General features: G+C 36.8%; 24 protein-coding genes and 1 riboswitch. Of the genes, 13 read left to right on the top strand and 11 right to left on the bottom strand.

From position 1 onward, the window contains the following. Positions 1-9 precede the first annotated feature (9 nt). Positions 10-1071, bottom strand: a complete 1062-nt coding sequence (locus tag ACYVFA_RS09375; protein ID WP_460471562.1) for a YncE family protein — start codon at positions 1069-1071, stop codon at positions 10-12. Positions 1072-1075: 4 nt separating this feature from the next. Then, positions 1076-2899, bottom strand: a complete 1824-nt coding sequence (locus tag ACYVFA_RS09380; RefSeq protein WP_460471563.1) for a TonB-dependent receptor plug domain-containing protein — start codon at positions 2897-2899, stop codon at positions 1076-1078. Positions 2900-3070: 171 nt separating this feature from the next. Beyond that, positions 3071-3268: riboswitch (cobalamin riboswitch) on the bottom strand. 145 nt (positions 3269-3413) lie between these two features. Between ACYVFA_RS09380 and ACYVFA_RS09385 the strand changes: the two genes are divergently transcribed. From ACYVFA_RS09385 to ACYVFA_RS09405, 5 genes are read left to right on the top strand one after another with little or no spacing between them, the layout of a single operon-like run. Next, positions 3414-3953, top strand: coding sequence for a 5' nucleotidase, NT5C type (locus ACYVFA_RS09385; RefSeq protein WP_460471564.1), 540 nt, complete (start codon positions 3414-3416; stop codon positions 3951-3953). A 37-nt stretch (positions 3954-3990) separates the two neighbouring features. After that, positions 3991-4854: a hypothetical protein gene (locus ACYVFA_RS09390; protein ID WP_460471565.1), complete on the top strand. Its 864-nt coding sequence runs from the start codon at positions 3991-3993 to the stop codon at positions 4852-4854. A 56-nt stretch (positions 4855-4910) separates the two neighbouring features. Continuing rightward, complete coding sequence (locus tag ACYVFA_RS09395) at positions 4911-6056, top strand: M28 family metallopeptidase (protein WP_460471566.1); 1146 nt, start codon at positions 4911-4913, stop codon at positions 6054-6056. Positions 6057-6069: 13 nt separating this feature from the next. Continuing rightward, positions 6070-6717 (top strand): lysoplasmalogenase, encoded by a 648-nt coding sequence (locus ACYVFA_RS09400; protein WP_460471567.1) that lies wholly within the window; start codon positions 6070-6072, stop codon positions 6715-6717. Between the two features lie 59 nt (positions 6718-6776). Continuing rightward, the gene (locus ACYVFA_RS09405; protein ID WP_460471568.1) at positions 6777-7628 is read left to right on the top strand and encodes a DUF4846 domain-containing protein; all 852 of its coding nucleotides are present in this window, start codon (positions 6777-6779) and stop codon (positions 7626-7628) included. A 4-nt stretch (positions 7629-7632) separates the two neighbouring features. Here the strand turns inward: ACYVFA_RS09405 and ACYVFA_RS09410 are convergent, their stop codons facing one another. The 3 genes from ACYVFA_RS09410 to ACYVFA_RS09420 all read right to left on the bottom strand — a co-directional run bounded on the left by ACYVFA_RS09410 (position 7633) and on the right by ACYVFA_RS09420 (position 11488). Beyond that, positions 7633-10281: a 3-coathanger stack domain-containing protein gene (locus ACYVFA_RS09410; RefSeq protein ID WP_460471569.1), complete on the bottom strand. Its 2649-nt coding sequence runs from the start codon at positions 10279-10281 to the stop codon at positions 7633-7635. Positions 10282-10477: 196 nt separating this feature from the next. Further along, positions 10478-10930: a DUF2721 domain-containing protein gene (locus ACYVFA_RS09415; protein ID WP_460471570.1), complete on the bottom strand. Its 453-nt coding sequence runs from the start codon at positions 10928-10930 to the stop codon at positions 10478-10480. Between the two features lie 120 nt (positions 10931-11050). Beyond that, positions 11051-11488 carry a CBS domain-containing protein gene (locus tag ACYVFA_RS09420; RefSeq protein ID WP_460471571.1) on the bottom strand — a complete coding sequence of 146 codons (438 nt, stop codon included), beginning with the start codon at positions 11486-11488 and terminating at the stop codon, positions 11051-11053. 181 nt (positions 11489-11669) lie between these two features. Here ACYVFA_RS09420 and rplU point away from each other — a divergent pair, with 181 nt between their 5' ends. From rplU to ACYVFA_RS09435, 3 genes are all read left to right on the top strand, one after another. Beyond that, positions 11670-11981 (top strand): 50S ribosomal protein L21, encoded by a 312-nt coding sequence (gene rplU, locus ACYVFA_RS09425; protein ID WP_116984919.1) that lies wholly within the window; start codon positions 11670-11672, stop codon positions 11979-11981. 69 nt (positions 11982-12050) lie between these two features. Next, on the top strand, positions 12051-12308 hold the full coding sequence (gene rpmA, locus ACYVFA_RS09430) for a bL27 family ribosomal protein (RefSeq protein ID WP_460471572.1): 258 nt from the start codon (positions 12051-12053) through the stop codon (positions 12306-12308). Positions 12309-12431: 123 nt separating this feature from the next. Continuing rightward, on the top strand, positions 12432-13028 hold the full coding sequence (locus ACYVFA_RS09435) for a NifU family protein (RefSeq protein ID WP_460471573.1): 597 nt from the start codon (positions 12432-12434) through the stop codon (positions 13026-13028). A gap of 62 nt (positions 13029-13090) precedes the next feature. On the opposite strand, the gene ACYVFA_RS09440 is transcribed toward ACYVFA_RS09435, so the two are convergent. The 3 genes from ACYVFA_RS09440 to ACYVFA_RS09450 all read right to left on the bottom strand — a co-directional run bounded on the left by ACYVFA_RS09440 (position 13091) and on the right by ACYVFA_RS09450 (position 17815). Beyond that, positions 13091-15784, bottom strand: a complete 2694-nt coding sequence (locus ACYVFA_RS09440; protein ID WP_460471574.1) for a glucosidase family protein — start codon at positions 15782-15784, stop codon at positions 13091-13093. A 66-nt stretch (positions 15785-15850) separates the two neighbouring features. Then, a complete protein-coding gene (locus ACYVFA_RS09445) occupies positions 15851-16657 on the bottom strand; it encodes an SDR family oxidoreductase (RefSeq protein ID WP_460471575.1) in 807 nt (268 codons plus the stop codon). Positions 16658-16888: 231 nt separating this feature from the next. Beyond that, complete coding sequence (locus ACYVFA_RS09450) at positions 16889-17815, bottom strand: Ppx/GppA phosphatase family protein (RefSeq protein ID WP_460471576.1); 927 nt, start codon at positions 17813-17815, stop codon at positions 16889-16891. A 151-nt stretch (positions 17816-17966) separates the two neighbouring features. Between ACYVFA_RS09450 and rpsU the strand changes: the two genes are divergently transcribed. From rpsU to ACYVFA_RS09465, 3 genes are all read left to right on the top strand, one after another. Next, on the top strand, positions 17967-18161 hold the full coding sequence (rpsU, locus tag ACYVFA_RS09455) for a 30S ribosomal protein S21 (RefSeq protein ID WP_460471607.1): 195 nt from the start codon (positions 17967-17969) through the stop codon (positions 18159-18161). 113 nt (positions 18162-18274) lie between these two features. Then, a complete protein-coding gene (locus ACYVFA_RS09460; RefSeq protein ID WP_460471577.1) occupies positions 18275-19168 on the top strand; it encodes a site-specific integrase in 894 nt (297 codons plus the stop codon). Positions 19169-19239: 71 nt separating this feature from the next. Continuing rightward, the gene (locus ACYVFA_RS09465) at positions 19240-20163 is read left to right on the top strand and encodes a bile acid:sodium symporter family protein (RefSeq protein ID WP_460471578.1); all 924 of its coding nucleotides are present in this window, start codon (positions 19240-19242) and stop codon (positions 20161-20163) included. Positions 20164-20234: 71 nt separating this feature from the next. On the opposite strand, the gene rfbB is transcribed toward ACYVFA_RS09465, so the two are convergent. Together rfbB and galE are read right to left on the bottom strand one after the other, a co-directional pair. Continuing rightward, positions 20235-21299: a dTDP-glucose 4,6-dehydratase gene (gene rfbB / locus ACYVFA_RS09470; protein ID WP_460471579.1), complete on the bottom strand. Its 1065-nt coding sequence runs from the start codon at positions 21297-21299 to the stop codon at positions 20235-20237. Between the two features lie 67 nt (positions 21300-21366). After that, positions 21367-22386, bottom strand: coding sequence for an NAD-dependent epimerase/dehydratase family protein (galE, locus tag ACYVFA_RS09475; RefSeq protein WP_460471580.1), 1020 nt, complete (start codon positions 22384-22386; stop codon positions 21367-21369). Positions 22387-22568: 182 nt separating this feature from the next. On the opposite strand from galE, the gene ACYVFA_RS09480 reads away from it, so the two are divergent. Further along, the gene (locus ACYVFA_RS09480; RefSeq protein ID WP_460471581.1) at positions 22569-23405 is read left to right on the top strand and encodes a transglutaminase-like domain-containing protein; all 837 of its coding nucleotides are present in this window, start codon (positions 22569-22571) and stop codon (positions 23403-23405) included. A 15-nt stretch (positions 23406-23420) separates the two neighbouring features. Here the strand turns inward: ACYVFA_RS09480 and ACYVFA_RS09485 are convergent, their stop codons facing one another. After that, positions 23421-24053, bottom strand: coding sequence for a 4'-phosphopantetheinyl transferase family protein (locus ACYVFA_RS09485; protein WP_460471582.1), 633 nt, complete (start codon positions 24051-24053; stop codon positions 23421-23423). A gap of 139 nt (positions 24054-24192) precedes the next feature. Here ACYVFA_RS09485 and ACYVFA_RS09490 point away from each other — a divergent pair, with 139 nt between their 5' ends. After that, complete coding sequence (locus ACYVFA_RS09490; RefSeq protein WP_460471583.1) at positions 24193-24663, top strand: SRPBCC family protein; 471 nt, start codon at positions 24193-24195, stop codon at positions 24661-24663. Positions 24664-24873 lie beyond the last annotated feature (210 nt).

A 24873-nucleotide genomic window follows, 5' to 3' on the forward strand; every position in this document is an offset into this window, starting at 1 on the left:
GAAATCCTTTTACTTAAACAAAAACTTAGCTGGCGCGATTTCAGCTTTTACTGAATCGATTAATACACCCGTTGGTTTATATCTGAAAACATATCCCGATTGTTTATAAGAAGGTGTAACACCTGCATAAATAATACCCTCTTTTGCATCAAATCCTAAGGCAGAAAACGTGCGTTTGATTAAAGGCGTGGTTGTTGAAATAGTGGCATCAGTTATATTGAAGCTATATATTTCGCCACCCGTACTCCAATGCGAATAATCAAAATAAATAGTTGTTTTGTTGGCATTCAGGGCAAGCATTCCTGGTACTTTCTCAGTAGATGTCTCTGTACTAATAGTTGCTTCAACTGCTTTAGTAGAAGGATTAATACGCAAGAATTCTTTATCTACCGAACACCAGATTTTATTATTGGCATCCACTATCAGATTAGTAGTTCCCCCTTTTAAAGTAATCTTAGTCGATACTTCATCTTTATTGATATCAATCACAGAAATTTCACTTTTGCCAGAATAAGCGTTGTTACCAACAAAAGCTTCATTACCTACAACTACAATCCCTTCTGCTCCATTTTGTACTGTAATTTTCTTTGTTACTTTATTAGTTAATAAGTCAATTACTAATACATAGCCAGGTTTGTATGAGTAATCAGCATTGAGTACATCCCAACATACAACATAAGCCTTATTAGCGGCCACTTTTATTGCATTACGCGGATTTTCTACTTCTTTAATTCTGGCTTCAGATTTAAAAGTGCGGCCATTTACAATCTCAATTGCATCCTGGCCATCAGTAGAGTTATCCACCAATATAATTCCTTTATTATCTACCACCGCGTAGTCGGTAATATTACCCGTAATTGTACGACTATTTTCTTTTTGAAATATATCTAAGATTGCTTTTGTAGAATCACGTTTTAGCAAAGAAATAGATCCATTATTATCAAAGAAGTTTCCTGCATTAATAATAAATACTCCAGTATCATACGGTTGTGCAGGTTCTGTTTCTTTTGTTTCGCAAGAGAAAAGTACGATTGAAACAAAACTGATTAGTGCTAATTTTTTAAAATTCATTATATTACTTGTTTAAATTAAATACTAAGTTGATTGCGTAATTTCTGCCCGGCATGGCATTACGTTTAGAGTTCAGGTACAATTCGTCGAAAACATTATTTACCTGAAAGAATATTTTTCCATCTATATGTTTCCACTTCAAACCATTCTCTAGTATCACATTGAAAATCTGTTGACCGTCAAACCATTTAGAATTATCAAAAGTATTGTATCGACGACTATTGGCCTGCCATTGGAGCGTAGCACGGAATGGCATTCCGTGTTTTTTAAGGAACTCTCCACTTCCAGATGATTGAGTCTGATAGAAAATATTAGCCGTAAAATTGTGCTTAGGAATATAAATTAACTGCTTACCTATAACCTCTGCCGAAAAAACATCATACACCTTTTGCTGCGAAGAATGCGTAAAAGCGTATTGAGCCGTTAATCCGGCAGAAATCTTCTCATGCTGGTATAAGACTTTGTTCGAAAACTCAATGCCTTTCGCCAATACCTGTTGCAGATTCTGTACCCGATAATTAATTTCAGGATTCCAGTATACCCAGTTATTAATCAGATTGTGATAGGCATTCAACGAAGAACTGAAACTGAAATCATTTTTTGAATGATTCCAGTTCACACCCAGTTCTTTGTTAAAGCCGTCTTCCGGCTTGAGATCAGGATCACCTAATTCAGACCAGTAACGTTCGTTCATTGTGGGAATTCGGTAACTGCGGGAAAGGTTACCAGTCAATTTAACAGATTTAGCGATTTGATATTCAAGTCCTAAGGCAGGAGCCAAAGGTGGGTCAAAACTCTTGATAAAAGCTTGTCGAAAATTGAGTGTAGTCAGGAATTTTGACGAAACCTGATACCTCAACCAGGCAAAAACATCCAATCTGTTTTCAGAAATATTAGCTTTATCATAACCATCCACATGAGCAATCACATGAGCTGCTTCAGTACCAATATGTGCTGTTAGCTTGGATATTTTCCATTCATGTTCTGCACGTATCAGAAAACGGTCGATAGCTGTGCGACTTGGTTTCACAAAATTACCTTTGCCATAATTAGTCACATCCTGCACATAACCCCCTCTGATTGTCAGATTTTTAAGTTGATAGGTATTCAGAACCCTGATAGCCTGAGTCTGCAAAACCTCTCTTGTATGAATCGATTGTGGCGAAATCTCAACATTATTGTCTGATAACCAGATATTCAGCGAAATCTGATGCTGTTTTTTGGTAAGAAAAAACAAATCCTGAATAAATCCCTTTGAGTCAGTCGTAGAGCGTTCAACCGGATAATAGTTTCTTTCGGTATACGGGTAATTATTATTTAATACGCCTTTATAAAAAACGGTTTTAGAAGAGATACGCTTGCCTGATAAACGAACACTCAACTGGCTTTGCCAGTTATCAAAACTTGCCACCCGCTGCCCCAGGCTTACCTGGATTTTCTTCTCCCAGATAGGCTTTGAATCTAACAAAATGCTCCCTCCGACGGCATCAGAACCTACCACACAAGAAGAAGAACCGTATTGAATAGCTAGTAAATCGAAACCTGCGGCAGGTAAAGTAGAGAAATCACTTTGTCCCGTACTCGGTGAATTGATATTAATCCCATTCCAGACCACAGCAGTATGATTACTGGAGGTACCTCTCAGCCCGATTGTTGTTAATTGTCCGCTCCCATAAGGTCTGAAATTAACAGGTGCCTGAAAAGAAAGAAAATCAGCTAAAGTCTGAAATTTTGCTTGCTGCAAAGAAGCTGAATCAATGCTTTGAATCTTCAAACCTGCCATAAAGCGTGTAGGTGCAAAGCTTTTCACCGAAACTTCATCAAGCATTCTGGTTGAATCTGTTTGGGCAAAAGACTTGCTGAGCGATAGTAAAAACCACGCCAGGATCAAAGGAGAAACCTTTGAAAAAAAGCATTTAGCTGAAATGCTCAAATACTGCAATTAAAAAAAGATGAATGATAAACTGTCGCTCACTTGTCTTCATCCGCCGTAAAGTACAAACAAGGATAGTCTTGGGCAGGTCTCCTGACTTGTTTCAACATTTCCGACCTTCCCGTATAACAGTGGCCATGTAGAAGAAATGTAGAGATGAAACTTACAGTTGCGGGGACAGTTCCCGATTTAAACGGGATTCCCTTTTAAGCCTTGAAATGGTTATCGAAAATCATATAAGGCACCTAAAACTGTTGCAAAGGTATAAACGATTTTTAAAAACAATACTATTTCCAACAAAAAATAGTAGTTTCTATGCGCTGAGTAGTAATTATCAAAACAGATGTAATTAGTTTTCGAATCTTGCAAAATCTATGTTTATATTCGCACAAACAAATCCAAAATACTCATGACCAAAAAAAGAATTGCCATTGATATGGACGACGTAATGGCAGCCACAGGAAAAAAGATTCTTAAAACCTACAACCATCTCAACAGTACAGCTTTCACCGAACAACATTTTGAAAACAAAGCCTATTTTGAAATATTCGACGAAAAAAACTACCACAAAATAAGAGAAGAAATATTTAAACCCGGATTTTTCAGAGATGTAGAAGTAATGGCCGATGCCATAGAAGTAGTAAAAAAATTGAATGAAAAATTTGAGGTATTCATTGTTTCAGCAGCTACTGAATTCCCAAATTCCCTAAAAGATAAAATGGATTGGCTGGAAGAACATTTCCCGTTTATTTCCTGGAGAAATGTGGTGCTTTGCGGAGATAAAAGCATTGTAGCCGCAGATTACATGATTGACGACCACGAAAAAAACCTAAAGACCTTTAAAGGAAAAACCCTGATGTTTAGCGCTATTCATAACCAGATGGTGAATGATTATCAAAGATTCAAATCCTGGAAGGAGATTGAGGTGTTTTTTGATAATGAAAGCTAAGCCATATTTTTAGAAACGTATTTTAATCTATTTAAAAGTGTCTCAAGAGGAACCGATCATATTACATCCAAGAAATAATTCTTTTGAATTAGTTATCCCTTTAGTTCTCTTTTCAACGCTCTTTACTGTCACTTTTCTTATTTCAGTTGTCGATGTAAGATGGGATGTAGTCGTGATTTCATTAATTCTTCTCGCTATACCGATAACCATAATATCAGAATTCTATAAAAAGATATATGTATTTTATTCTAACAAGTTGGTTATAGAAAGCTGTAAAAATAAGTACCTTGACGAAATAAGGATAGAAGACATTGTTTCATGGAATGAACGTAGCACTCAGAGAAAAGGGAAAAGTCGCTATTATCTATTGATAAAGGCTGCTGGTAAGAATCTTTTTATAGAAAGAGGCAGCTATGAAAATTATAAAGCTGTTATCGAATATCTGAGAAACTCACCTATTCCTGTTGATAAAAGTCTGAAACCTGGTGCGATTATTATTGATGATCTTGTTATCCCCTTAAAGAAAAATATAATTGTAGCATTTATTTTATCTGCTACTTTAACATTATTCACGTTCTGGATGATTGTTAAAGAAAAGTCAGATTCTAATGAAATAATACATTTTATTGGCAAAATAGAAGATATCGGTTTTCGCAGGAGTCATACCAGTTTATACCTAAAAGGTTATCCTAATTTAATATTTAAAACCTATACTAATGGCTTTTTTAGTCAATATTATTATAATGGCGGGAATAGTAAATTAGTTAACCTAGGCAAAACCATAGACCTAAGTGTTATGAAAAGTGATTATGATTGGCTTGTAAAAAACAAGTTTATACGAAAAATTCAATGGTCATCTGACATAAGTTTAGAAGTAGAAGACTTTAAAATTCTTGATTAATTTAATAAACATGATTTAGAAGATATTTTAACCCTCTAATAAGACACTAATCTGGTATGACAGCCAAACAAATTGTAGAGAAATTAGCATCTTTCCCAAACAGAGGAGTAGCTACTCCTCAAGAAATTCCTGTGCTTGAATATCTAACCAGTTTGTTTGCAGAGCAGGAAGTTTCGAAAGAATCTTTCAAAACCCCTAAAACGTATATCTCTATCGTTTGGTGGCTCATTGGTGGTTTAGTAATAGGTTTATTATCCCTTAACTTCTCTCCTATCATTGGCTTATTCCTGACGCTTATATTTGTAACAATGGCCATGTTGTATTTCAATTGGTATGCATCGCCAGTTATTAATTTTCCACCGTTAGTTACTACATATAACCTTATTGTAAAAGCCAAAAACAAAGAGACCGTAAAACCTAAAAAGCTTATCCTGATGGCTCACTGGGATACAGCCCCTATTTCAGTATTGTATCGCCCTGAGATGGTTGGCAATTTCAGGCAATCATTAAAGATAAGTTTGTTTCTGATGATACTAGCTCAGTTTGTGGCTATTTCTCAGTTTCTTCTACCGAATGCTTTTATTTTATTGATAGGCAATATTTTAGCTTTTTATTTCCTACTCCAAGGTGTGGTGGGTACGATTGATTATTTCCGTCTGGGCTATTCAAACGGCGCTTCTGACAATGCTACCGGAGCAGCCGCAGCCATTGCTACGGCACAGAAATTATGGGCAAAAAACCTTCCTAACCTTGAAGTTGAATTGGTATTGACAGGCGCAGAAGAAGTAGGTATGATTGGTTCAAGAGCGTATCTGAAAAAACACTATACCGAATTCAACAAAGAAACCTATCTGGTTAATTTCGATACTTTAGGTAACGGAAATCTGAAAATTATAACTCAAACAGGGAGTTGGTCGAATATCGTCTATGATAATAAACTAATTCAAATAGCCAAACAATCAGTTACAGAACTATCGGCATTAAAAGAAGTAACCACTGGTGCATGGCATACGGCAGATTTTGATTCGGTATGGTTTCAGCGGGCAGGTATTCCGGCGGTCACTTTAGCAGCACTCGACAGTAACGGCCGAATGCCTAATATTCATCGCCCGACTGATATTCTTTCCAACGTAGATTTCGTACCTATGGAAAAGGCTATTATATTAGCAGAGAAAATCGGAGAACACCTCAACCAAACTTAACCTTCCTCACGCTATGAAACGTAACCAGACTGTTATTTTCTTTACACTCTCCATACTCAACATTGTTTCGGGTATTATCGAAAACGAATGGCTTGGCTATCTTACCAAACCACTCCTGATGATTACATTAGGATTTTTTTATTTCCAGCACACCCAGGCAAGCCTCAATAAACGAGACAGAATTGTATTATTAGCTCTGTTTTTCTCTTGTTTAGGCGATACCTTCCTGATGTTTCAGAAACAAAACCAATTATACTTTTTACTAGGTTTAGGCTCGTTTCTATTGGCTCAGGTTTGCTATGTAGTACTCTTTCAGGAAGAAGGCGAATCTCGTCATTTCCGTTGGCTGCCATTCATATCTTACTCTTGTTTATTGTTATTTTTCTTATTTAATAAGCTTCCGGGTGATTTCAAAATTCCGATTATTATCTACTCAATAGTCATTACCCTGATGGGTATCAGGGCCAGCGAAAGAAACGTAAGTGATAAAAGTTATCAGTTAGTACTCATTGGCGCCATTTTGTTTATTCTTTCCGATTCGCTTATCGCGCTTAGCAAATTTGTAGTAAATATCCCCCTATCTGGTCTTTGGATTATGGCTACTTATGTAGTAGCGCAATACCTGATTATTCAAGGATTATTAGTTAGTCGCCGCGTATAAAACATATAACTAAGGTTTTCGTTATAGAGAAAAAGCTATTTTCTTAAACCTCTTGTTCAATGAAAACTTTAGTTAAAACGGGCTATCTTAGTCTGTTGCTATCTCTCTTTATCTGTTGTAACCAACCTGCTAATCATGCTTTTTATGAGAATAGTAATTCTCTGATTAGTGAGCATGGAATGAGTATCATTTCAAGATTCAATGCACCAAAAGGTTTTGAAAGAAAACCTGTTCAACAGACCTCTTTTGCATATTATCTGCAAAATCTTCCTTTGAAAACCACAGGTTCGAAAGTTAGATATTATGATGGAAGCATCAAACACAAAGATGTGTATGAGGCTGTAGTGGATTTAGACATTGATAATAAGAACCTACAACAATGTGCCGATGCTATTATGCGATTGCGAGCTGAATATTTTTATGCGCAGAAAGCTTATCATAACATCTCTTTCAATCTCACAAATGGCTTTTCTGTGCCTTATTCCGAATGGATGAAAGGAAACAGAGTTATAGTAAAAGGGAATCAGACTTACTGGCAAAAATCTGCCACTCCATCTAATACCTATAAAGATTTCAGAAACTACCTGAATTTCATCTTTACTTATGCTGGTACACTATCGCTTGAGAAAACCCTTTACAGCAAAGATCTCAAAAATATAGCCATTGGCGATGTTTTTATTATAGGTGGTTCACCCGGCCATGCGGTCATTGTAGTAGATGTTGCCGAAAATCCAAAAGGAGAGAAAGTATTTCTATTGGCGCAAAGCTATATGCCTGCCCAGGAAATCCAGATTCTGAAAAATCCAAACGACAGGCATTTAAGCCCCTGGTACTCAGCTAATATTATTGATGAATTGAGAACACCCGAGTGGACGTTTCAAACTCCTCATTTGAGGTCTTGGGAGAAATAGTAAACTAATAACTTTCACATTTACCTATTTCTGCTTTGAAGACGCCTCCATTTTCTACTTTAAAGCCAGGATTCAGTGAAATTACATCACCGGAACGATAGGTTAAATTACCACCGGAAATTTTATTACTTGCAGTAATAGTATAATTAGCATTCAACCGAATTGTTGAATTAGTGTAACTGGTAGTAATATTTAAACCATCCTGACATTTTGGAAAGCGAATTACCCAGAACTCCCCCCCATGCACTTTATCATTAATATAGAAAAACACCTGTTTGTTTACTTTTTTGTATTTCGTTTGAATAAAAGAACCAATTTTCTTTAAAAAGGTAGTTTGGTTAGTTTTTGAATCTAGCAAGGAAAAAGATTCAATAAAATTATCATCATCTTCTGAAAAGATTAACGTTCTTTCATCATAAGCAAACAATGATTCTGCGTTTATATAGGTGTCAGGGAGCTTGCTGACAGGTGTTACCACATCATTCTGGATGCTAAAAATTATATCTCCAGAGTTCGCTTTATTCCCAATAAAGTACAATTTATTATTACTTATGCTAAAGTATGGTAAATCTGCTACATAAGAATAAGTTCCGTTTATGAATTTAGTTTCACCAAGCGTACCATCAGTTACACATACTTTACGATTAGTGGTAAAGTAGCACTTATTATTATAAACTGTAAAACTGTAATAACCACTATAATTATTTGCAAGATTCGTAGAAATACAAAAGGTTCCTTCTTCTGTGCCGTCAGTACGCCACAACTCATATCTATTATTATATATTTCAAAAAGTAATAAATTATTATAAACAAATTGCGTACGAATATTATTACTAAGGCCAGATTTGCCTGCTATTATGTCTTTTATCAGGTGAGTTCCTTCCTCAGTTCCATCAGATACCCATAATTCTCTACCATAATCAGGGTGATAGGCTGTCAGAATCAGTTTATTATTAATTACTCCAAGATTTATAGGAGACGAGCTTCCTGTAAGATTTATATCTCTAACCAGATTGAAGGTAGTACCATCATAACTATATAGCTCTTCATCCTTATTCAGAAATATTTTATTCTGAAAAACTATTGGAGAATAACAATATGAGCAAAAATTCTCAACTCCTGTTAAATTATCGTTTACTCGATACCGGCCATCCAGGTATAACTTATTATTATATTTAAAAGGCTCTGAATCATCTCCTATATCCGCCAGGAAAGTGGTTGTTTTAGAGATGGTATCAAGGGCATAAGTGGTACGGTTATCCTGAATAAGGAATTTCCCGTCAAATTCTGACATCTTATATTGAGAGGTACTTTCATTAACGTTAGGTGTGCCTAAATTTTTTATAATCCCGGTGCCTGATGTTGTGCCATCAGATTTATGGACTTCCCGCCCGTTGACTCCATCGTTTATATAAAAAAATAATTTGCCCTGAGCCTCCTCAAATTTATCATTTATATAGTTATTATTTTTAACAACGTTAGGATACTCCTTTACTATAGAGCTACCGCCAGGTGTGCCGTCAGTTTTCCAGAGTGCATAGAAGTATTTTCCACCAACTACTTTATACCTTAAATAGTAAAGGTAAGAGTTAAACACTTTTCCATTTTTAATAGAATTAATGTTGAAATAATAATTATTTGAATCATAAGTACCTGATACTCCAACAGTACCATTAATCGTTCCATCAGACTTGATCAATCCATACAAACCGCTACAATAAACATTTCCATTATATACAGTCAATTCATCGAAGAAGCTGATAGAACCATTTTCCCGAAGCCTGGTAAGAGTAGTAGTTGATAAATTATACTTATAAAGATTCCCATCAATAAGGCCTACAGCAATAACATATAAATCGTTATCTTTAATCAGAAAATCTTCTGGTGTTTTATATTGATTGAAAGAATTAATTAAAGTCACAAACACAGTAGTTGTTTGTGTAAGCATATCAAATTTTATGATAGAATAATTTAAATTATAATATAGGGTGTTTTGATGCATAATCACTTTTGAAGTTGGCTGTATTCCGTGTTCTGCTCCTGAGCCAAAATCAACCACCATATTTGTGCCTTCTGCTGTGCCATCACTTTTCCAGAGTTCGTAACCGGTCGCGGATGAATATCCTACAAAATATAGTGTATTATTAAAACTATAAAAATTGCTTACACTGATATTATTTTTTACTAATACTGTTCCTGCACTTGTACCATCTGTTTTCCATAAAGAATTACCTCCTATAGTAAAATAAATAAATCCATTATTCTCTATAAAGTTTGAATATTTAAGGCTGGAATTCTGATGGATTAATATTGTACCTGCAGGCGTACCATCACTTATATATAGTCTATTATAAATGTCTTCAACACTACTGAATATAATCTTGTTTGTTCCTGCATAAATCCCTGTACAATTACTACCGAAGAAATTATAAAGATTTTTCAATAAAGTAGTCCCGGCTTCTGTACCATCAGATTTATAGATTCCTTTATTTAGACCATTGGTTTGCTCATAGAAATAAATATTCCCGTTAAAAGAAGTAAGAAAGTTGAGTTCAGTATCAATTTCATTTTTCTCTAAATCGGCGAAGAGTTCAATTTTTTGGCTAAAACTATGAGAAAAAACAAAAAGAAGTAAAAACGTAATAAGTCTCATCTGTGTAAAAATGGTTATCTTATAAGAGCTATGGCATCAACAATAGGTAGAATTATTCAAGAGGATAGATTTCGCAGCTAGTCAACAGCAGAAAACACGAAGCATGAGCCTTTTGAAGTATAATTTAAGCACAAAAATAGCTATTTGTTTATACAAATAGCAAGATTAAAATGATGAAGTAGCGATAAAATTTCTTTTAATGTGTGGAGGTCTCATCCGTACTCTTTCTACGCTTTCTATGAGAAACCGGAGAAATCAGTTCTGCTATATCACTAAGTTCCAGTTCCAAAGCATTCATGGATAGTGTTATTTCCCGAACAGATAGAGTAAGCGCTATGATTTGGAGCATTAACGCACCACCAAAAAACCATTTGGCGGCTAATTCTTTCTCCAAAAAAATCAGTAGCATACATATGGCACTCAGAAGCAAGCTGGAGATAGCAATTATCTGAATATTTCTTACAATTCTGAGGCGACGTTTGAGTCCTATAATCTGGGCAATGATATTTTCTTTTTCTTCCTCGGTTTTGTATTTCACGTGCAAATCCCGAATCAGACTCGCCAAAGCCAGAAACCGATTAGTAAAGGCAATCATCAGTAATGAAACCGTAGAAAAAAGAAGTGCAGGTGTACTAATAGTAAGTTCCATTATACATGAGTAAGCGAAGCCATTGGCTTCGCTTATATGATTAATATCAAAAATAATCTACTAAAAACTTCGAGCAATTAAACGATTAGTGAGCCTAATCACTAAATCACTCAATGGTTCTTACGCGTAGCTACCCGAAATATAACTTTCTAACGAAGCAATCTGTGATTTTTGCTCGTTGATAAGTGTGGTAACTAAATCGTTGATAGAAATGATTCCTACCAGTTTATCACCATCATTTACCGGTAAGTGCCTGATGTGCTTATCTGACATAATCTGCATGGCATCTTCCAATTTATCTTCAAGGTCAATCGTAATCACCTTAGCTGTCATTACATCTTTTACCAATGTGTCGTCAGAATGTAGACCTTTCAGAATGATTTTACGTGCGTAATCACGTTCTGAAAAGATTCCTGACAATTTTTCATTGTCTATCACTAAGACTGCCCCGATATTCTTATCTGCCATTTCTACCAGAGCATTATACACGGTTGTATCAGATGAAACCGAGAAAAGGGCATTTATTTTCTTTTTTTGCAATATCTGACGAATTTTCATAGGTTCTGTGATTTATAGATGAATAAACGAATACAATTTTATAAAAAAAAACATAGGATGCAACAATTTGAAAAACAAAATTATATTATTAACTTTGCACCCCGAATTAGTAAGTCTGTACAGCAGAAACTACTATTAAGGAATAGAAAATAATATTCATTGTAAATTTACCATTTCAAAAATGTACGCAATCGTAGAAATCGCAGGTCAGCAATTTAAAGTTGAAAAGGGTCGTACGCTCTATACTCATAGATTAGAAGGCGAAACGAACGCTGAGCTTGTATTCGACAAGGTTCTTCTTGTTGACAACGGTGGAACTATCTCAGTAGGTGCTCCAACCGTAGAAGGTGCTTCTGTAAAAGCAACTATTTTAGAACACCTTAAAGGCGAAAAAGTAATCGTTTTCAAGAAAAAACGCCGTAAAGGATACGTTAAGAAAAACGGTCACCGTCAGTATTTGACTAAAATCCAAATCGACGAAATCGCAGCGTAAAACATTTGGTTGTGAAATTCAACCGCAAAATTATTTCATTGCAATTCAAAATTAAAAGAGAATAAGGTCATGGCACACAAAAAAGGTGTAGGTTCGTCGAAAAACGGACGCGAGTCAGAAAGCAAACGCTTAGGCGTTAAACTATTCGGCGGCCAAACGGCTATCGCCGGAAATATCATTGTTCGTCAACGTGGTACCAGACATAATCCTGGTGTCAATGTAGGTGTTGGTAGAGACCATACACTTTTCGCATTAGCTGACGGAATCGTAGAATTTAAAAAAGGACGTGACGGAAAATCTTTCGTTAACGTTGTTGCAGAAGCATAAGCCTCTGTCAAGACTTTTTAGAACCTGCCTCAACGGGCAGGTTTTTTTATGCCCTGCCAAACTTATTTTGGTGCAATAACGTTCTAAAACAGACACTATTCATTTAATATATATTCGATTGTCATGCTTAAGCGCCAAACAATGATTTATACCGAGCTAAGTCCTAATCCAAATTCAATGAAATTTGTATTGAATTTCGAATTAGCTCCAGAAGGATTATCATTCGATTATCCAACGATTGCTTCTACAGCAGAAGAAAGCAAGTCATCACCATTGGCCTCTGACCTGTTCCAGTTTCCGTTTGTAAGAAGAATTTTTATTGCTTCCAACTTCATTACCATGACGAAAGACGAAGATACGGAGTGGGAAGATGTGGTATATGATGTAAAGACGTTTTTAAAGATATATTTTGAGCAGGAAAACCCTGTTTTTACGCAAAAAACAATTGATAAAAACACTTTGATTATTGATGCGAATGATTCAGCAGTAGTGGCCAAAATCAAATCAACGCTTGATCAATATGTGCGCCCGGCGGTAGAATCAGATGGCGGTGCTATCAATTTTGCTTCTTTTGATGAAATAACCGGACAAGTAAAAGTTTATCTGCAAGGCTCATGCAGTGGTTGCCCATCTTCAACGGTTACCCTTCGTGATGGTATCCAACGTTTATTGACAACGATGGTACCTGAAGTAAAAGAAGTGGTTGCAGAGGGTGTATAAGGATCCAGAATAGATTAGTATTCGTGATTATAGGTAGAGACAGGGCGATGCTCTGTCTCGTTTTATTTTAGCGGGCTATCTGTCTCCTTCTCCCAAACTGCTTCATTAATTAACTCCGCTACTACGGCTGTCCAGCCGGTCTGATGGGAGGCTCCTACTCCACGGGCGGTATCTCCATCGAAATATTCATAGAATAATACTAAGTCTTGATTATCAGGTCTTTGATAAAATTCCTGATAAGTTCCGTGCACCGGCCGTTCGCCCGCTTCATTTCGCTGAAAAATCCCTACTAATCGATTCGCTAATTCTCCTGATACCTCATTCAAATCCATCATTTTACCAGAACCTGTCGGGAACTCTACTTTGAAACTATCGCCATAAAACTGATAATATTTCTTTAAGGCTTTGATAATTAAGTAATTAACAGGCATCCAGACTGGCCCTCGCCAATTAGAATTTCCCCCAAACATCCCTGAATCAGACTCAGCAGGCATATAATTAATGCCATAATCGACATCCAGCACATTGACTGAATAAGGGTTTTTCTTATAATATTTTGACAAAGCCCGGATACCCCCTACTGACAGAAATTCATTTTCATCAAGCATAAACTCCAGAAGTCGTTTAAGCATCGTTCTATTTACCAGCGAAAGCAATATATTACCGTCCTCAGCCATTTGCTCATTAGGCAAAAATTTATTGGCTTTGGTACGGTAGTCTTTGATATAGGTAATACGTTTCTTGAAATCTGGTAGATTAGCAATCTTCTTCTGGTCGATTATTGATACCGCAAACAAGGCGCTTAAACCTACAATTGAGCGTACCTTCATAGGGGTAATTTTCCCACCTTGTGTATAAAGCAAATCATAAAAAAAGCTATCTTCTGTATCCCACAAGCCTTTGTTTAAGGATTCGGCTATCAGCACAAAATGTTCATAGAATTTAGTAGCTACATCTTCAAAACTTGGGTCGTGCTGAGCAATTTCCAAGGCAATGTCCATCATGTTTAAGGCATACATTGCCATCCAGGCTGTGGCATCTACCTGCTCTAAATGTGAGTTATGGGGCAGGTCATCTCTATTAATCACTGAAATATTATCTAAACCCAGAAAGCCCCCGGTAAAGATATTATTTCCATTTTCGTCTTCACGGTTTGCCCACCAGGTAAAATTGATAAGCAATTTCTGAAATATCCGTTTCAGAAAACTGATATCTTCTTTACCATGTAAAGTTTTTTCGATACGATAAATTGATAATGCCGACCATGCGTGCACAGGGGGATTGAGATCGGAGAAATTCCATTCATAGGCAGGTATTTGCCCACTAGGGCTCATATACCATTCTCTCGTAATCAATATGAGTTGATTTTTAGCAAAGGCTGGGTCAAGCATAGCCATAGGCACACAATGAAAGGCCAGATCCCAGGCCGCATACCAGGGATATTCCCAGGTATCGGGCATTGAAATCACATCCTGATTTTTCAGGTGTGTCCATTCGGCATTTCTTCCCAGATAACGCTCATCAGGTGGTGAAATCTGGTTTGGGTCTCCTTCAAGCCAACGTTCTATATCATAATGATAATATTGCTTGCTCCACAAGAGACTGGCAAAGGCTTGCCGCTGTATATTCTTTAGATCGCCTGTTTTGGTGCTTTGCAGTTGCTTATCAGTCGATTGGTTATCTGCTGATTCTGATTGTTTTTCTGACGGCGTATATCGCTTATAAAACTCTTCAGCTTCCTGGCGTCTATCTGAAAATATCTGGCTAAAGCTATGATTAAAAGGGTCAACATTTTCTTTACTGGATAATCGGAGCCAAATCTTCTGTGATGACTTCGGCTCTATATTTAATTCGTAAATCGGGGCAAATTTTGTTCCCTGTTTATTATTCTTTAGCAAATCATAAAGGTCTTGGTTTCTATCGCAAATCGCTTCATGAAAAGCATCTTTCACAAAAAGACTATGGTTTGCAGCACCAAAAATCCGCTCTATATTTGTTTCATTCTCAGTAAACAAAGTGTCTTTTGCTGACTGAAAATAGAGATAATAATCTTCCAGAAACTCATGGCTGGCCCGAACACAACCATCAGCATGGGTTTGAATCAACGGCTTTGCTGTCAAATCTCCATAAGCCCATCTGTTTCGAAACCATAACGTCGGCAAAACCCAAATAGTTGCATTTTCTTCACTCCTGTTCCAGACCTCTATCTGAATACAAATATCTTCTGAGTTATTTTTGGCATATTCCACAAAAACATCAAAATACCGGTTATCGTCAAAAACTTCTGTATCCAACAATTCGTATTCAGGCTGTTTTTTAGTTCTATTCCGGTTTTCTTCCAGAAGCTGTTCATACGGAAATGCTTTCTGTGGATATTGATAGAGAAATTTCATATAAGAATGCGTCGGAACATTGTCTAAATAATAGTATAGTTCCTTCACATCTTCACCATGATTCCCTTCACTGTTGGTTAACCCGAAAAGCCTTTCTTTTAAAATACTATCCTTGCCATTCCAGAGTGCTAAAGCAAAGCATAGGTTTTGACGTGAATCTGAAATCCCTCCCAAGCCGTCTTCTCCCCAACGATACACTCTCGAACGGGCATGATCGTGCGGAAAATAGGCCCAGGCATCGCCATTGGGGCTATAATCTTCTCTTACAGTCGCCCATTGTCTCTCCGTAAGGTATGGCCCCCATTTTTCCAGTGGGACATCCTTATGTGCGTTTGTATTAAGCCTTTCTTGTTCAGGATTCATGCAAATCTTAAATTTGTGGGGAATTCAGGTGGTGGATTTAGTAGCGTGATTTATATAGATTGACAATCACCCTCCGGTCGCAAAGCCTTCGAAAACCGTCATACCTCCATCAATAAAGATGCTGGTTCCGGTAATATAATCTGAATCATCTGATGCCAGGAAAACCGCCAATTTACCAATATCACTCGGCTGTCCGATGCGGTTATAAGGTATCAAAGACATCAAACTATTCAGGGCTTGCGGTGTTTCCCATGCAGCTCTGTTGATGGGCGTCTGGATAGCACCCGGGCAAATGCTATTCACACGTATTTTTCTGTCTCCATATTCTTGTGCTAAACTTTGCATAAGCATTTTGATAGCTCCTTTAGACGAAGCATAATTCACATGCCCCGCCCACGGAATCAATTCATGTACCGAACTCATACATATAATTTTTCCGGTAGCCAATGAGCGTTCAGGTACCGGGCCACGACGTAGAAATTCTCTGATCGCCTCTCTGGCACAAAGAAATTGACCAGTGAGGTTAATATCAATTACTGTTTGCCATTGAGCCAGGGTCATTTCATCAAATTTGGCGTCTTTCTGCAAGCCTGCATTATTTACCAGAATATCAATCGTACCAAACTCCTCAATCATCTGCTTAAACATCGCTTGCACGGCGTCTTCTTTGCTTACGTCAGCCTGTATAGCAATCGCTTTACTACCAAAAGCCTTTATTTTTTCGACCACCGCATTGGCAGAATCCGGGTTAGAATTATAATTGACTACAACATTGGCCCCTGCTTCACCTAAGGCTAAAGCTACGCCTTCTCCAATACCTGAACTTGCTCCGGTAACCAGAGCGGATTGACCTGCTAGTTTTTTTTCTGCCATGATGGATTCTCTTTGGAATTTTGAAAATGTCTGAATTAAGCTATTATAACCTTAACCAAAATGGCTGGCATCTTGTTGAGACAAATTAAGAATAGAGAAATAAAAAGAAAATTGAAGATAGATTAAAGGATGGTTAAAATATCCTGTATGACGATTTGAAAAATCGTCATACAGGACTATGAAGTTCCATAAAGTTGTTTTCAATTAATGCTGAGACGATTTAAAAAATCGTCATACAAGGGACTTATCCACCAATATTTTCGCCAGAATCCCCTCTTTCAAAGAATAATTAGATACATTAATGTGCTTAATTTCAAAGGCTTGGATAATATATTTAATCAGGCAAACAGCTACTACTATCATATCTACGCGCAGCTCAATCATGCCCGGAATTTCCATTCTTTCTTCATGACTTTTAAAGAGTAATTCGTCGTAAGCTCTATAAAATTCTGGAATTGAATATTCAAAACCCACTTGCTCAGCAGTTGGCAATTCACCTTTTTCTTTCATGAAAAACATATCAATCAGCGTATCAAAAGAGCCTGATGAACCTATGAGTGTTTCCGGTGCATATTGATGGCAGGCATTAGCCAGAGGCAATAGTTTTTCACGAAAATAATCATCCATTTGTTGGACAGAACGCATTGAAATCGGGTCGCTTTTCATGAATCTATCCATCAGGCGCTGCCCTCCTATTTCAAAACTTTGTTTCCAGAAAATTTTATCCTGATTACAGATGATAAACTCTACACTTCCCCCACCAATATCCATAATCATAGAAACTTCATTGATTTGAACGGCCTCTTTTACCCCATAATAAATCAATTCAGCCTCTTTATCACCCGAAATTTCCTGTATGTTTATCCCTGTCTCGTTTGCTACTCTTTCAATAAACTCTTCCTTATTCCCTGCATTTCTTACAGCACTTGTGCCAATGGCAAAAATATGCGGGGTTTCTACCTGATGCGTGTCAATAACTGTTCTGAAATGCTTTAATACACCTAAAGCTCTTTGTATACCTTCTTCTGAAATTATGCCCTGACTGATGCCTCCTTTACCGATTTTAGCAGGAATAGATTCTTTATATAAAGTCTGCTTGTTTTCAACAATTAATAAATGAAAAGTATTGGTACCTAAGTCAATAATGGCGATTTTCATGAAGACATATTTAAATGATGCGCAAAACTACACTATTTCAGAAAATAGAAATACCTTGCTTGATATAATTTCCTCAAAATCAATAAACTATTTGAAAAATAAAATAATTCTTTCTAATTTTGCAACCCCAAACAAAAGGAGGTGTATTAATATGTTAATAGTAAATGTAAAAGAAAACGAATCTATTGATAAAGCGTTGAAACGTTTTAAGAAGAAATTTGAAAAAACGGGTGTATTACGTCAGTTGCGTAAACGTCAGGCGTTTGAAAAACCTTCAGTAGCTCGTCGTAACGAAATCATCCATGCTCGTTATGTTGGTCAACTAAGAAGCAACGAAGATATCTAGTCTATAAGCAATTAACACAGAACGATAAATTTCGTAGGGTTAATTGTTTCCTGATATATTTTAAACCATATTAGCAGTTCTATTTACATTAAAGTAAATAGTTAATTGTTAGTATGGTTTCTTATTTTCTACAGCATATCCAGTTCGAAAAACGGCTCAGTCATCATACGCTTACGGCTTATGAAAGCGACATGAAGCAGTTTTCTCTCTACCTCGAATTCCAATATGAACTGAAAGAGCCTGAAAAGGCTGATTCCCAGATGATCAGGTCATGGATTGCCAGTATGGCCGAAGAGAAAATGGACAACCGGAGCATCAATCGTAAAATTGCTACGCTTCGCAGTTATTATAATTTTCTGCTGCGCCGCAAGGCCATCGCTGCCGACCCTATGCTTAAAGTCAAAGCCTTAAAAACCGACCGTAGCTTACCCAAGTTTGTAGAAGAAAAGCCGATGCAAACCATGCTAGATGAAGTAGAGTTCGCCAATGATTTCACAGGTTTGCGCGATAAGTTGGTTTTAGAACTACTCTACGGCACAGGAATGCGTTTGGCTGAATTGATTGGGCTAAAAATAGGAGATATTAACCTATATAATAATACGCTGATTGTATTAGGTAAAAGAAACAAGCATCGGGTGATTCCTATTAATAAGAGTCTGGTAGAGGCCATTAATACTTACCTGAAACACCGGGAAGAAGTACTTTTGGAAAACCCTGAAAACAAAGACAATCATTACCTGATTCTGACGGATAATGGCACACAAGCATATCCGATGTTTATTCAGCGTCTCGTAAAAAGATATTTATCGTTGGTTACCTCACTGGAGCAACGCAGCCCGCACGTGTTAAGACATACTTTTGCTACGCACTTACTGAATCGAGGTGCTGACCTGAACGCTATTAAGGATTTGCTAGGCCATACAAGCCTAGCAGCTACCCAGGTTTATACCCACAATACTATTGAGAAACTGAAGAAAGTCTTTCAGCAGGCACACCCTAAAGCCTGATTGAGAGAATTGTTGACATATACTTACCACACAAAATCTATAAATATTCAACCTAAAACACTCTCTGATTCATGAGAAACTATATTTACACGCTCTGCCTCATCGCAGCAGTTTCTATTGCGTATTTCTTCCCCCAGTATTTTATCGAAATCAAGGGTTTTCAGTTAAAGGAATTAATTATTCCGCTTTTACAGATTATCATGTTTGGTATGGGTACTACGATGACTTTTGAGGATTTTATGGGAGTAATTAAAATGCCTAAGGCAGTTATTATTGGTCTGGTTTGCCAGTTTACCATTATGCCATTTTTAGGCTTTGCTATTGCAAGCACTTTTAATTTTCCACCTGAAATTGCTGCCGGTGTAATTTTAGTTGGCTGTTCACCGAGTGGTTTGGCTTCGAATGTTATTTCCTATATTTCAAAGGCTAATGTGGCTTTATCTATTACTATCACGTCTTTAGCCACTATACTTGCTCCTCTACTTACACCATTTCTGATGAAAATCTTGGGGGGGCAGTTCATTACTATTGAGTTCTGGCCAATGGTTTTTGATATTTGTAAAATGATTATCGTACCTATTATTGTAGGATTTTTGATTAACAAAATACTGAAAGACCGCAGCGAATGGCTACAAAAAATATTGCCTTATATTTCAATGGGTGGTATTACTATTATTCTGGTTGTGATTACTGCCGCCGGACAAAAATCATTACAAACAGTAGGTATAGCCTTGGTCTTTGCTACTATTATACACAATATAGGTGGTTTTATTCTGGGCTACTGGAGCGCAAGATTATTTAAATTACCTGAGCAGGATTGCCGCACAGTTGCGATAGAAGTTGGGCTACAAAATGCTGGTTTGGCATCAGGTTTGGCAAAAGCAATGGGCAAATTAGCAACGGTTGGCATAGCTCCTGCTTTATTTGGCCCTGTTATGAATATCAATGGCTCTTTATTAGCCAGTTACTGGAGCAAGAAATCTGTGGATAAATGAAAAGCAAAGCCTATAAACCAGAAAAGCACGAGGTTTCTCGCGCTTTTCTGGTTTATATTTTCAGATAGATATTATCTATTGGTATACATACTTTCGTAGTAATTCAGGTAATCTCCGCTGGTTACATTCTTCAACCAATTCGTATTAGCCAGATACCACTCTACTGTGCTTGTTAAACCTTCTTCAAATTGTAGCGATGGTTCCCATCCTAATTCGTTCATCAATTTATGCGCATCAATCGCATATCTCAAATCATGGCCTGCACGGTCTTGCACATAAGTAATCAGTTTAGCCGATGTACCTTCCGGACGTTCTAGTTTCTCGTCCATAATTCTACATAACATATGTACCAGATCAATGTTTTTCCACTCATTGAAACCGCCGATATTGTAGGTTTCTCCATTAACTCCATTATGATAAATTACATCAATGGCACGGGCATGGTCTTTTACAAAAAGCCAGTCTCTCACGTTTTCACCTTTGCCATATACGGGCAGCGGGAAGTTGTGAATGATATTATTAATCATCAATGGAATCAACTTCTCAGGGAAATGATTCGGCCCGTAGTTATTAGAGCAGTTAGACACCACTACCGGCAATTTATACGTATTATGATAAGCTCTTACAAAGTGATCAGACGAAGCTTTTGAGGCTGAATAAGGCGAACGAGGGTCGTAGCTGGTAGTTTCCAGAAAGAACTCTTTCGGGTCATGCAATTCACCGTATACCTCATCAGTAGACACGTGGTAAAAACGTTTTCCTTCATAATTGCCATCTTTCCATGCATCGCGGGCGGCATTTAATAAGTTTACTGTACCTATCACATTTGTCATTACAAACGCCATTGGGTCAGAGATAGACCTATCTACGTGTGACTCTGCCGCTAAGTGAATAACTCCATCAAAATTATATTTCTTGAATAGCCCATTGATAAAATCTGCATCTACTATGTCTCCTTTTTCAAAAACATAATTCGGAAAATCTTCAATATCCTTTAAGTTTTCAAGATTACCAGCATAAGTTAGTTTATCCAGATTAATAATCTGGTAATCTGGATATTTAGTAACAAAAAGGCGAACCACATGAGACCCAATAAAACCTGCGCCGCCAGTTATTAAAATGTGTTTTGATTGCATTATATTTTTTCTACGTTTTTAGTAAGTCAAACACTTATACAAATGATTTGTTTACCCTCTTATCTACTTATTTTTTGCTTTCTGCAATTTTCTTCTCCCATCTCCAGGCATCTTTTACGCTATCTTCCAGCGTCTTTTCGGTTTTCCAACCCATAATATTGGCCGACTTCTCCACACTTCCGTATATCTTCTCTACATCTCCCGCACGGCGTGGTCCTATTTCGTAGTTGAGTTTTACACCATTCACTTCTTCAAATGCTTTAATAATTTCCAGAACCGTATTACCTCTGCCTGTACCTACATTGAAGACATCATAATAGTTATCTTGTTGATTTGAAAGCAATTTTAGTGCCGAAACGTGCGCTTTCGCTAAATCAACTACGTGGATAAAATCTCTGACATTGGTACCATCAGATGTATCGTAATCACTGCCAAAAACCGTTAGTTTTGGTCTGATACCGATAGCTGTTTGTGTAATAAAAGGCACAAGGTTACTTGGCACACCTCTTGGTAATTCGCCGATGTGTGCTGATGGATGAGCTCCGATAGGATTGAAATAACGAAGGGCTATAATTTTCAGCGGATTTCCAGCTGTAATGGTATCTCTCAGAATATCTTCGCATATAGTTTTGGTATTGCCATAAGGCGAAGCTGCTGGTTTGCGAGGCGTGTCTTCTGTTACAGGTATTTCATCAGGCTGACCATAGACCGTACACGAAGACGAGAAAACAAGATTTTTAATGCCTAGTTTCAGCATTACCTCTAACACTTTCAAGGTAGAGCCAATATTGTTTTCATAGTATTTCAAAGGATTCGCAACCGACTCCCCTACCGCTTTATAGGCAGCAAAGTGAATAACGCCCTCGATATTTTCATCAACACAAATTTTTTCTAGTGCGGCTACATCATTACAATCGTCTTCATAGCATTTAACAGGTCTTCCCAGGATTTTCTGCAGTCCTTCCAGTACAGTTTTTTCAGAGTTATTAAAGTTATCAATAATGATGGGCTCATATCCAGCGTTAATCAGTTCGACTACTGTATGCGAGCCAATAAATCCGGCACCGCCTGTAACTAAAATTTTCATAAGCTAAAAAATATCCTGTTAGTGTTAAAAAAAAGTTTTGCCAAAACTATTTGTTTTTTTAACAAAAGTATGAATTTAGAGGTGTAATTAGCAAAATTTGAGCTTCGGAATTTCATTTTGTTAGTAAACGGTATTTTAATTTACTGACAATCAATCAATTATCATCAGAAAGAGGGATAGCTATGAAAGAATCGGAAATAAAAGCATTAGTAACACTACTCGACGACGACGACATTGAGGTAGTGCAACACGTAGAGAAGCAATTGCGAACAATAGGCGGAGCGGTGATTCCACTATTGGAAGACCATTGGCAGGAGAATGGGTTAAATCCTGTATTACAGAAGAAAATAGAAGACTTAATTCATGATTTACAATATAATTTACTAACCACTCGCCTACTGGAATGGAAAAAAGGAGGCCACCAGGAGCTTCTGGAAGGTATGTGGATTATAGCAACGTATCAGTATCCTGATTTAAGTTTAGAAAAACTCCGCCAAAGCATCAACGACATTTACTTTGATGTCTGGCTGGAGTTCAGAGATGATTTGCATCCGCATGATCAGGTAAGAATATTGAATCAGGTGTTTTTTGAGAAACATAAATTTCTGGCCAATACCAAAAATTTCCATTCGCCTGCCAACTCGATGCTCAATCAGGTTTTTGAGCAGAAAAAAGGAAATCCGATCTCGCTTTGCGTCATTTATATGTTGATTGCCAAGCGCCTGGGAATGCCCGTAAGTGGCGTAAATCTGCCTAGTTTATTTGTATTGACATATAAGAATCCGCAGATACAGTTTTATATAAATGTTTTTAACCGCGGGCTTATTTTCACGAAGGCTGATATAAGTAATTATATCAAACAAATGCACTTGCTGCCACAGGATAGTTTTTATCAGCCTTGTACAAATCTGGATATTATTTGCAGAGTGTTGCGTAATCTGATAGTTTCATTCGAGAAAGTATCAGATGTTGAACGTGCGCAGGAAATTGAGAATATACTGAAGTTATTGTCAGAATAATTGCTGAAAAAAATGCTAACAAACGGTAACTAAATAATATTGAGCTATCTTCTCGACAATCAGTGAATATTGTTCATCAATCTCATTGATTTTCAGACGTCCTTCAATAACCTGTTGATCTTTTCTGAATGGAGAGATTAACAGGTTATCAATAAAAATCACTTTTCTTTTTCCATAGAGTTTATAAAGCGCTTCTTTAGCAGACCAATAGATACAGAGTTTATCTAAGTCAGTGCCTGCATCGTTCTTTTCGGTTTCAGATAGATATTTATTGGCAATTCTTAAAAGTTTTTCGCTAGGTTGCTCCATGTCTATTCCTAAAGGGAGATTTTCGTGCATCACCACCGCAATATATTCGATAGTATGCGTCAATGAGAACTGCCAGTCAGAACCTACCAGATAAGGTTTGCCATACTCGTCTTTCTTGATGCCCAGATATTTAATTCCTAATTTATCTGCCAGATATTTAATGGTTAATCTGCTACAAAAGAATTCAATCTGCTTTTGTGGATGATGGATATCTGCCAGTTCAGCATCTGTCAGAATCTCCGAGGGAAGCATGGCTTGTAAGACATCATGCGATTCTGTAATATGCCATATGGCTACATAAGAATGATTTTTATATTGTTTTTCTATAATGACAGGCATCTCTGAATCTACTAATCTCTTCTGTTTTATTTCAATTGTAAAGAAAAGATAATAAACCCAAACCCCGGTGCAGATTCAGAATATTTTTTATATTTGTCATGATCAAGTTTTCAACCTTATCAATACTACTAATCTATCCATGAGCTCTAATCAAGAATCTTTAGCAGAAGATGTTCCTGCAATTGTTACCACACGTATCATTAATGTATCAAGAGAACTACTCTATAAAGCCTATACAAATCCTGAAGTCTTGGCACAATGGTGGGGGCCAAAAGGTTTTACCAATACTTTTCATCAATTTGATTTAAAGCCTGATGGAGAATGGAATTTTATTATGCATGGCCCCGATGGCAAAGATTATAAAAACAAAATCGTTTTCAGAGAAATTGTGCCTTTAGAGAAAATTGTATTCTACCATGATAGCGGGCCTTACTATACCGGAACCGTTACATTTGAAAATACCGAAGATCATAACCAGACAAGGCTAACCTATACTATGGATATTGAATCATTAAAAGTCTATCATAACTTGAAAGACTTTATAATTGGAGCAAATGAAGAAAATTTTGACCGATTAGAAGAAGTTTTAAGGAAATTAATAAAAAATTAAGAAATTGTTACGATAATTAACAGCATATTATTTCGTTTTCACGTCTTTTGTCTGTGTGATTCTCTTTTTTGTAGGCATTTTCTTGGCATACATCTAATTTTTTTTGATATTTGAAAACAGCCATTTTATGATAACTAAACTAATATATTTTGCCCTATGATTATTGAAAAACAACTATTTTATTCAAACTAACAGGCTATTATTTTATTT

The sequence above is a fragment of the Emticicia fontis genome, assembly GCF_054779675.1.

What these genes read in the sequence shown, in the direction of transcription:
- ACYVFA_RS09405 (WP_460471568.1), top strand. Translation starts at nt 6,777, where the DNA reads ATGAAAACTTTAGTTAAAACGGGCTATCTTAGTCTGTTGCTATCTCTC.
- ACYVFA_RS09460 (WP_460471577.1), top strand. Translation starts at nt 18,275, where the DNA reads ATGGTTTCTTATTTTCTACAGCATATCCAGTTCGAAAAACGGCTCAGT.
- ACYVFA_RS09375 (WP_460471562.1), bottom strand. Translation starts at nt 1,071, where the DNA reads ATGAATTTTAAAAAATTAGCACTAATCAGTTTTGTTTCAATCGTACTT.
- rfbB (WP_460471579.1), bottom strand. Translation starts at nt 21,299, where the DNA reads ATGCAATCAAAACACATTTTAATAACTGGCGGCGCAGGTTTTATTGGG.
- ACYVFA_RS09395 (WP_460471566.1), top strand. Translation starts at nt 4,911, where the DNA reads ATGACAGCCAAACAAATTGTAGAGAAATTAGCATCTTTCCCAAACAGA.
- ACYVFA_RS09435 (WP_460471573.1), top strand. Translation starts at nt 12,432, where the DNA reads ATGCTTAAGCGCCAAACAATGATTTATACCGAGCTAAGTCCTAATCCA.
- ACYVFA_RS09420 (WP_460471571.1), bottom strand. Translation starts at nt 11,488, where the DNA reads ATGAAAATTCGTCAGATATTGCAAAAAAAGAAAATAAATGCCCTTTTC.
- rpsU (WP_460471607.1), top strand. Translation starts at nt 17,967, where the DNA reads ATGTTAATAGTAAATGTAAAAGAAAACGAATCTATTGATAAAGCGTTG.
- rpmA (WP_460471572.1), top strand. Translation starts at nt 12,051, where the DNA reads ATGGCACACAAAAAAGGTGTAGGTTCGTCGAAAAACGGACGCGAGTCA.
- ACYVFA_RS09380 (WP_460471563.1), bottom strand. Translation starts at nt 2,899, where the DNA reads ATGCTTGATGAAGTTTCGGTGAAAAGCTTTGCACCTACACGCTTTATG.
- rplU (WP_116984919.1), top strand. Translation starts at nt 11,670, where the DNA reads ATGTACGCAATCGTAGAAATCGCAGGTCAGCAATTTAAAGTTGAAAAG.
- ACYVFA_RS09450 (WP_460471576.1), bottom strand. Translation starts at nt 17,815, where the DNA reads ATGAAAATCGCCATTATTGACTTAGGTACCAATACTTTTCATTTATTA.
- galE (WP_460471580.1), bottom strand. Translation starts at nt 22,386, where the DNA reads ATGAAAATTTTAGTTACAGGCGGTGCCGGATTTATTGGCTCGCATACA.
- ACYVFA_RS09410 (WP_460471569.1), bottom strand. Translation starts at nt 10,281, where the DNA reads ATGAGACTTATTACGTTTTTACTTCTTTTTGTTTTTTCTCATAGTTTT.
- ACYVFA_RS09415 (WP_460471570.1), bottom strand. Translation starts at nt 10,930, where the DNA reads ATGGAACTTACTATTAGTACACCTGCACTTCTTTTTTCTACGGTTTCA.
- ACYVFA_RS09490 (WP_460471583.1), top strand. Translation starts at nt 24,193, where the DNA reads ATGAGCTCTAATCAAGAATCTTTAGCAGAAGATGTTCCTGCAATTGTT.
- ACYVFA_RS09465 (WP_460471578.1), top strand. Translation starts at nt 19,240, where the DNA reads ATGAGAAACTATATTTACACGCTCTGCCTCATCGCAGCAGTTTCTATT.
- ACYVFA_RS09445 (WP_460471575.1), bottom strand. Translation starts at nt 16,657, where the DNA reads ATGGCAGAAAAAAAACTAGCAGGTCAATCCGCTCTGGTTACCGGAGCA.
- ACYVFA_RS09485 (WP_460471582.1), bottom strand. Translation starts at nt 24,053, where the DNA reads ATGCCTGTCATTATAGAAAAACAATATAAAAATCATTCTTATGTAGCC.
- ACYVFA_RS09440 (WP_460471574.1), bottom strand. Translation starts at nt 15,784, where the DNA reads ATGAATCCTGAACAAGAAAGGCTTAATACAAACGCACATAAGGATGTC.
- ACYVFA_RS09385 (WP_460471564.1), top strand. Translation starts at nt 3,414, where the DNA reads ATGACCAAAAAAAGAATTGCCATTGATATGGACGACGTAATGGCAGCC.
- ACYVFA_RS09400 (WP_460471567.1), top strand. Translation starts at nt 6,070, where the DNA reads ATGAAACGTAACCAGACTGTTATTTTCTTTACACTCTCCATACTCAAC.
- ACYVFA_RS09480 (WP_460471581.1), top strand. Translation starts at nt 22,569, where the DNA reads ATGAAAGAATCGGAAATAAAAGCATTAGTAACACTACTCGACGACGAC.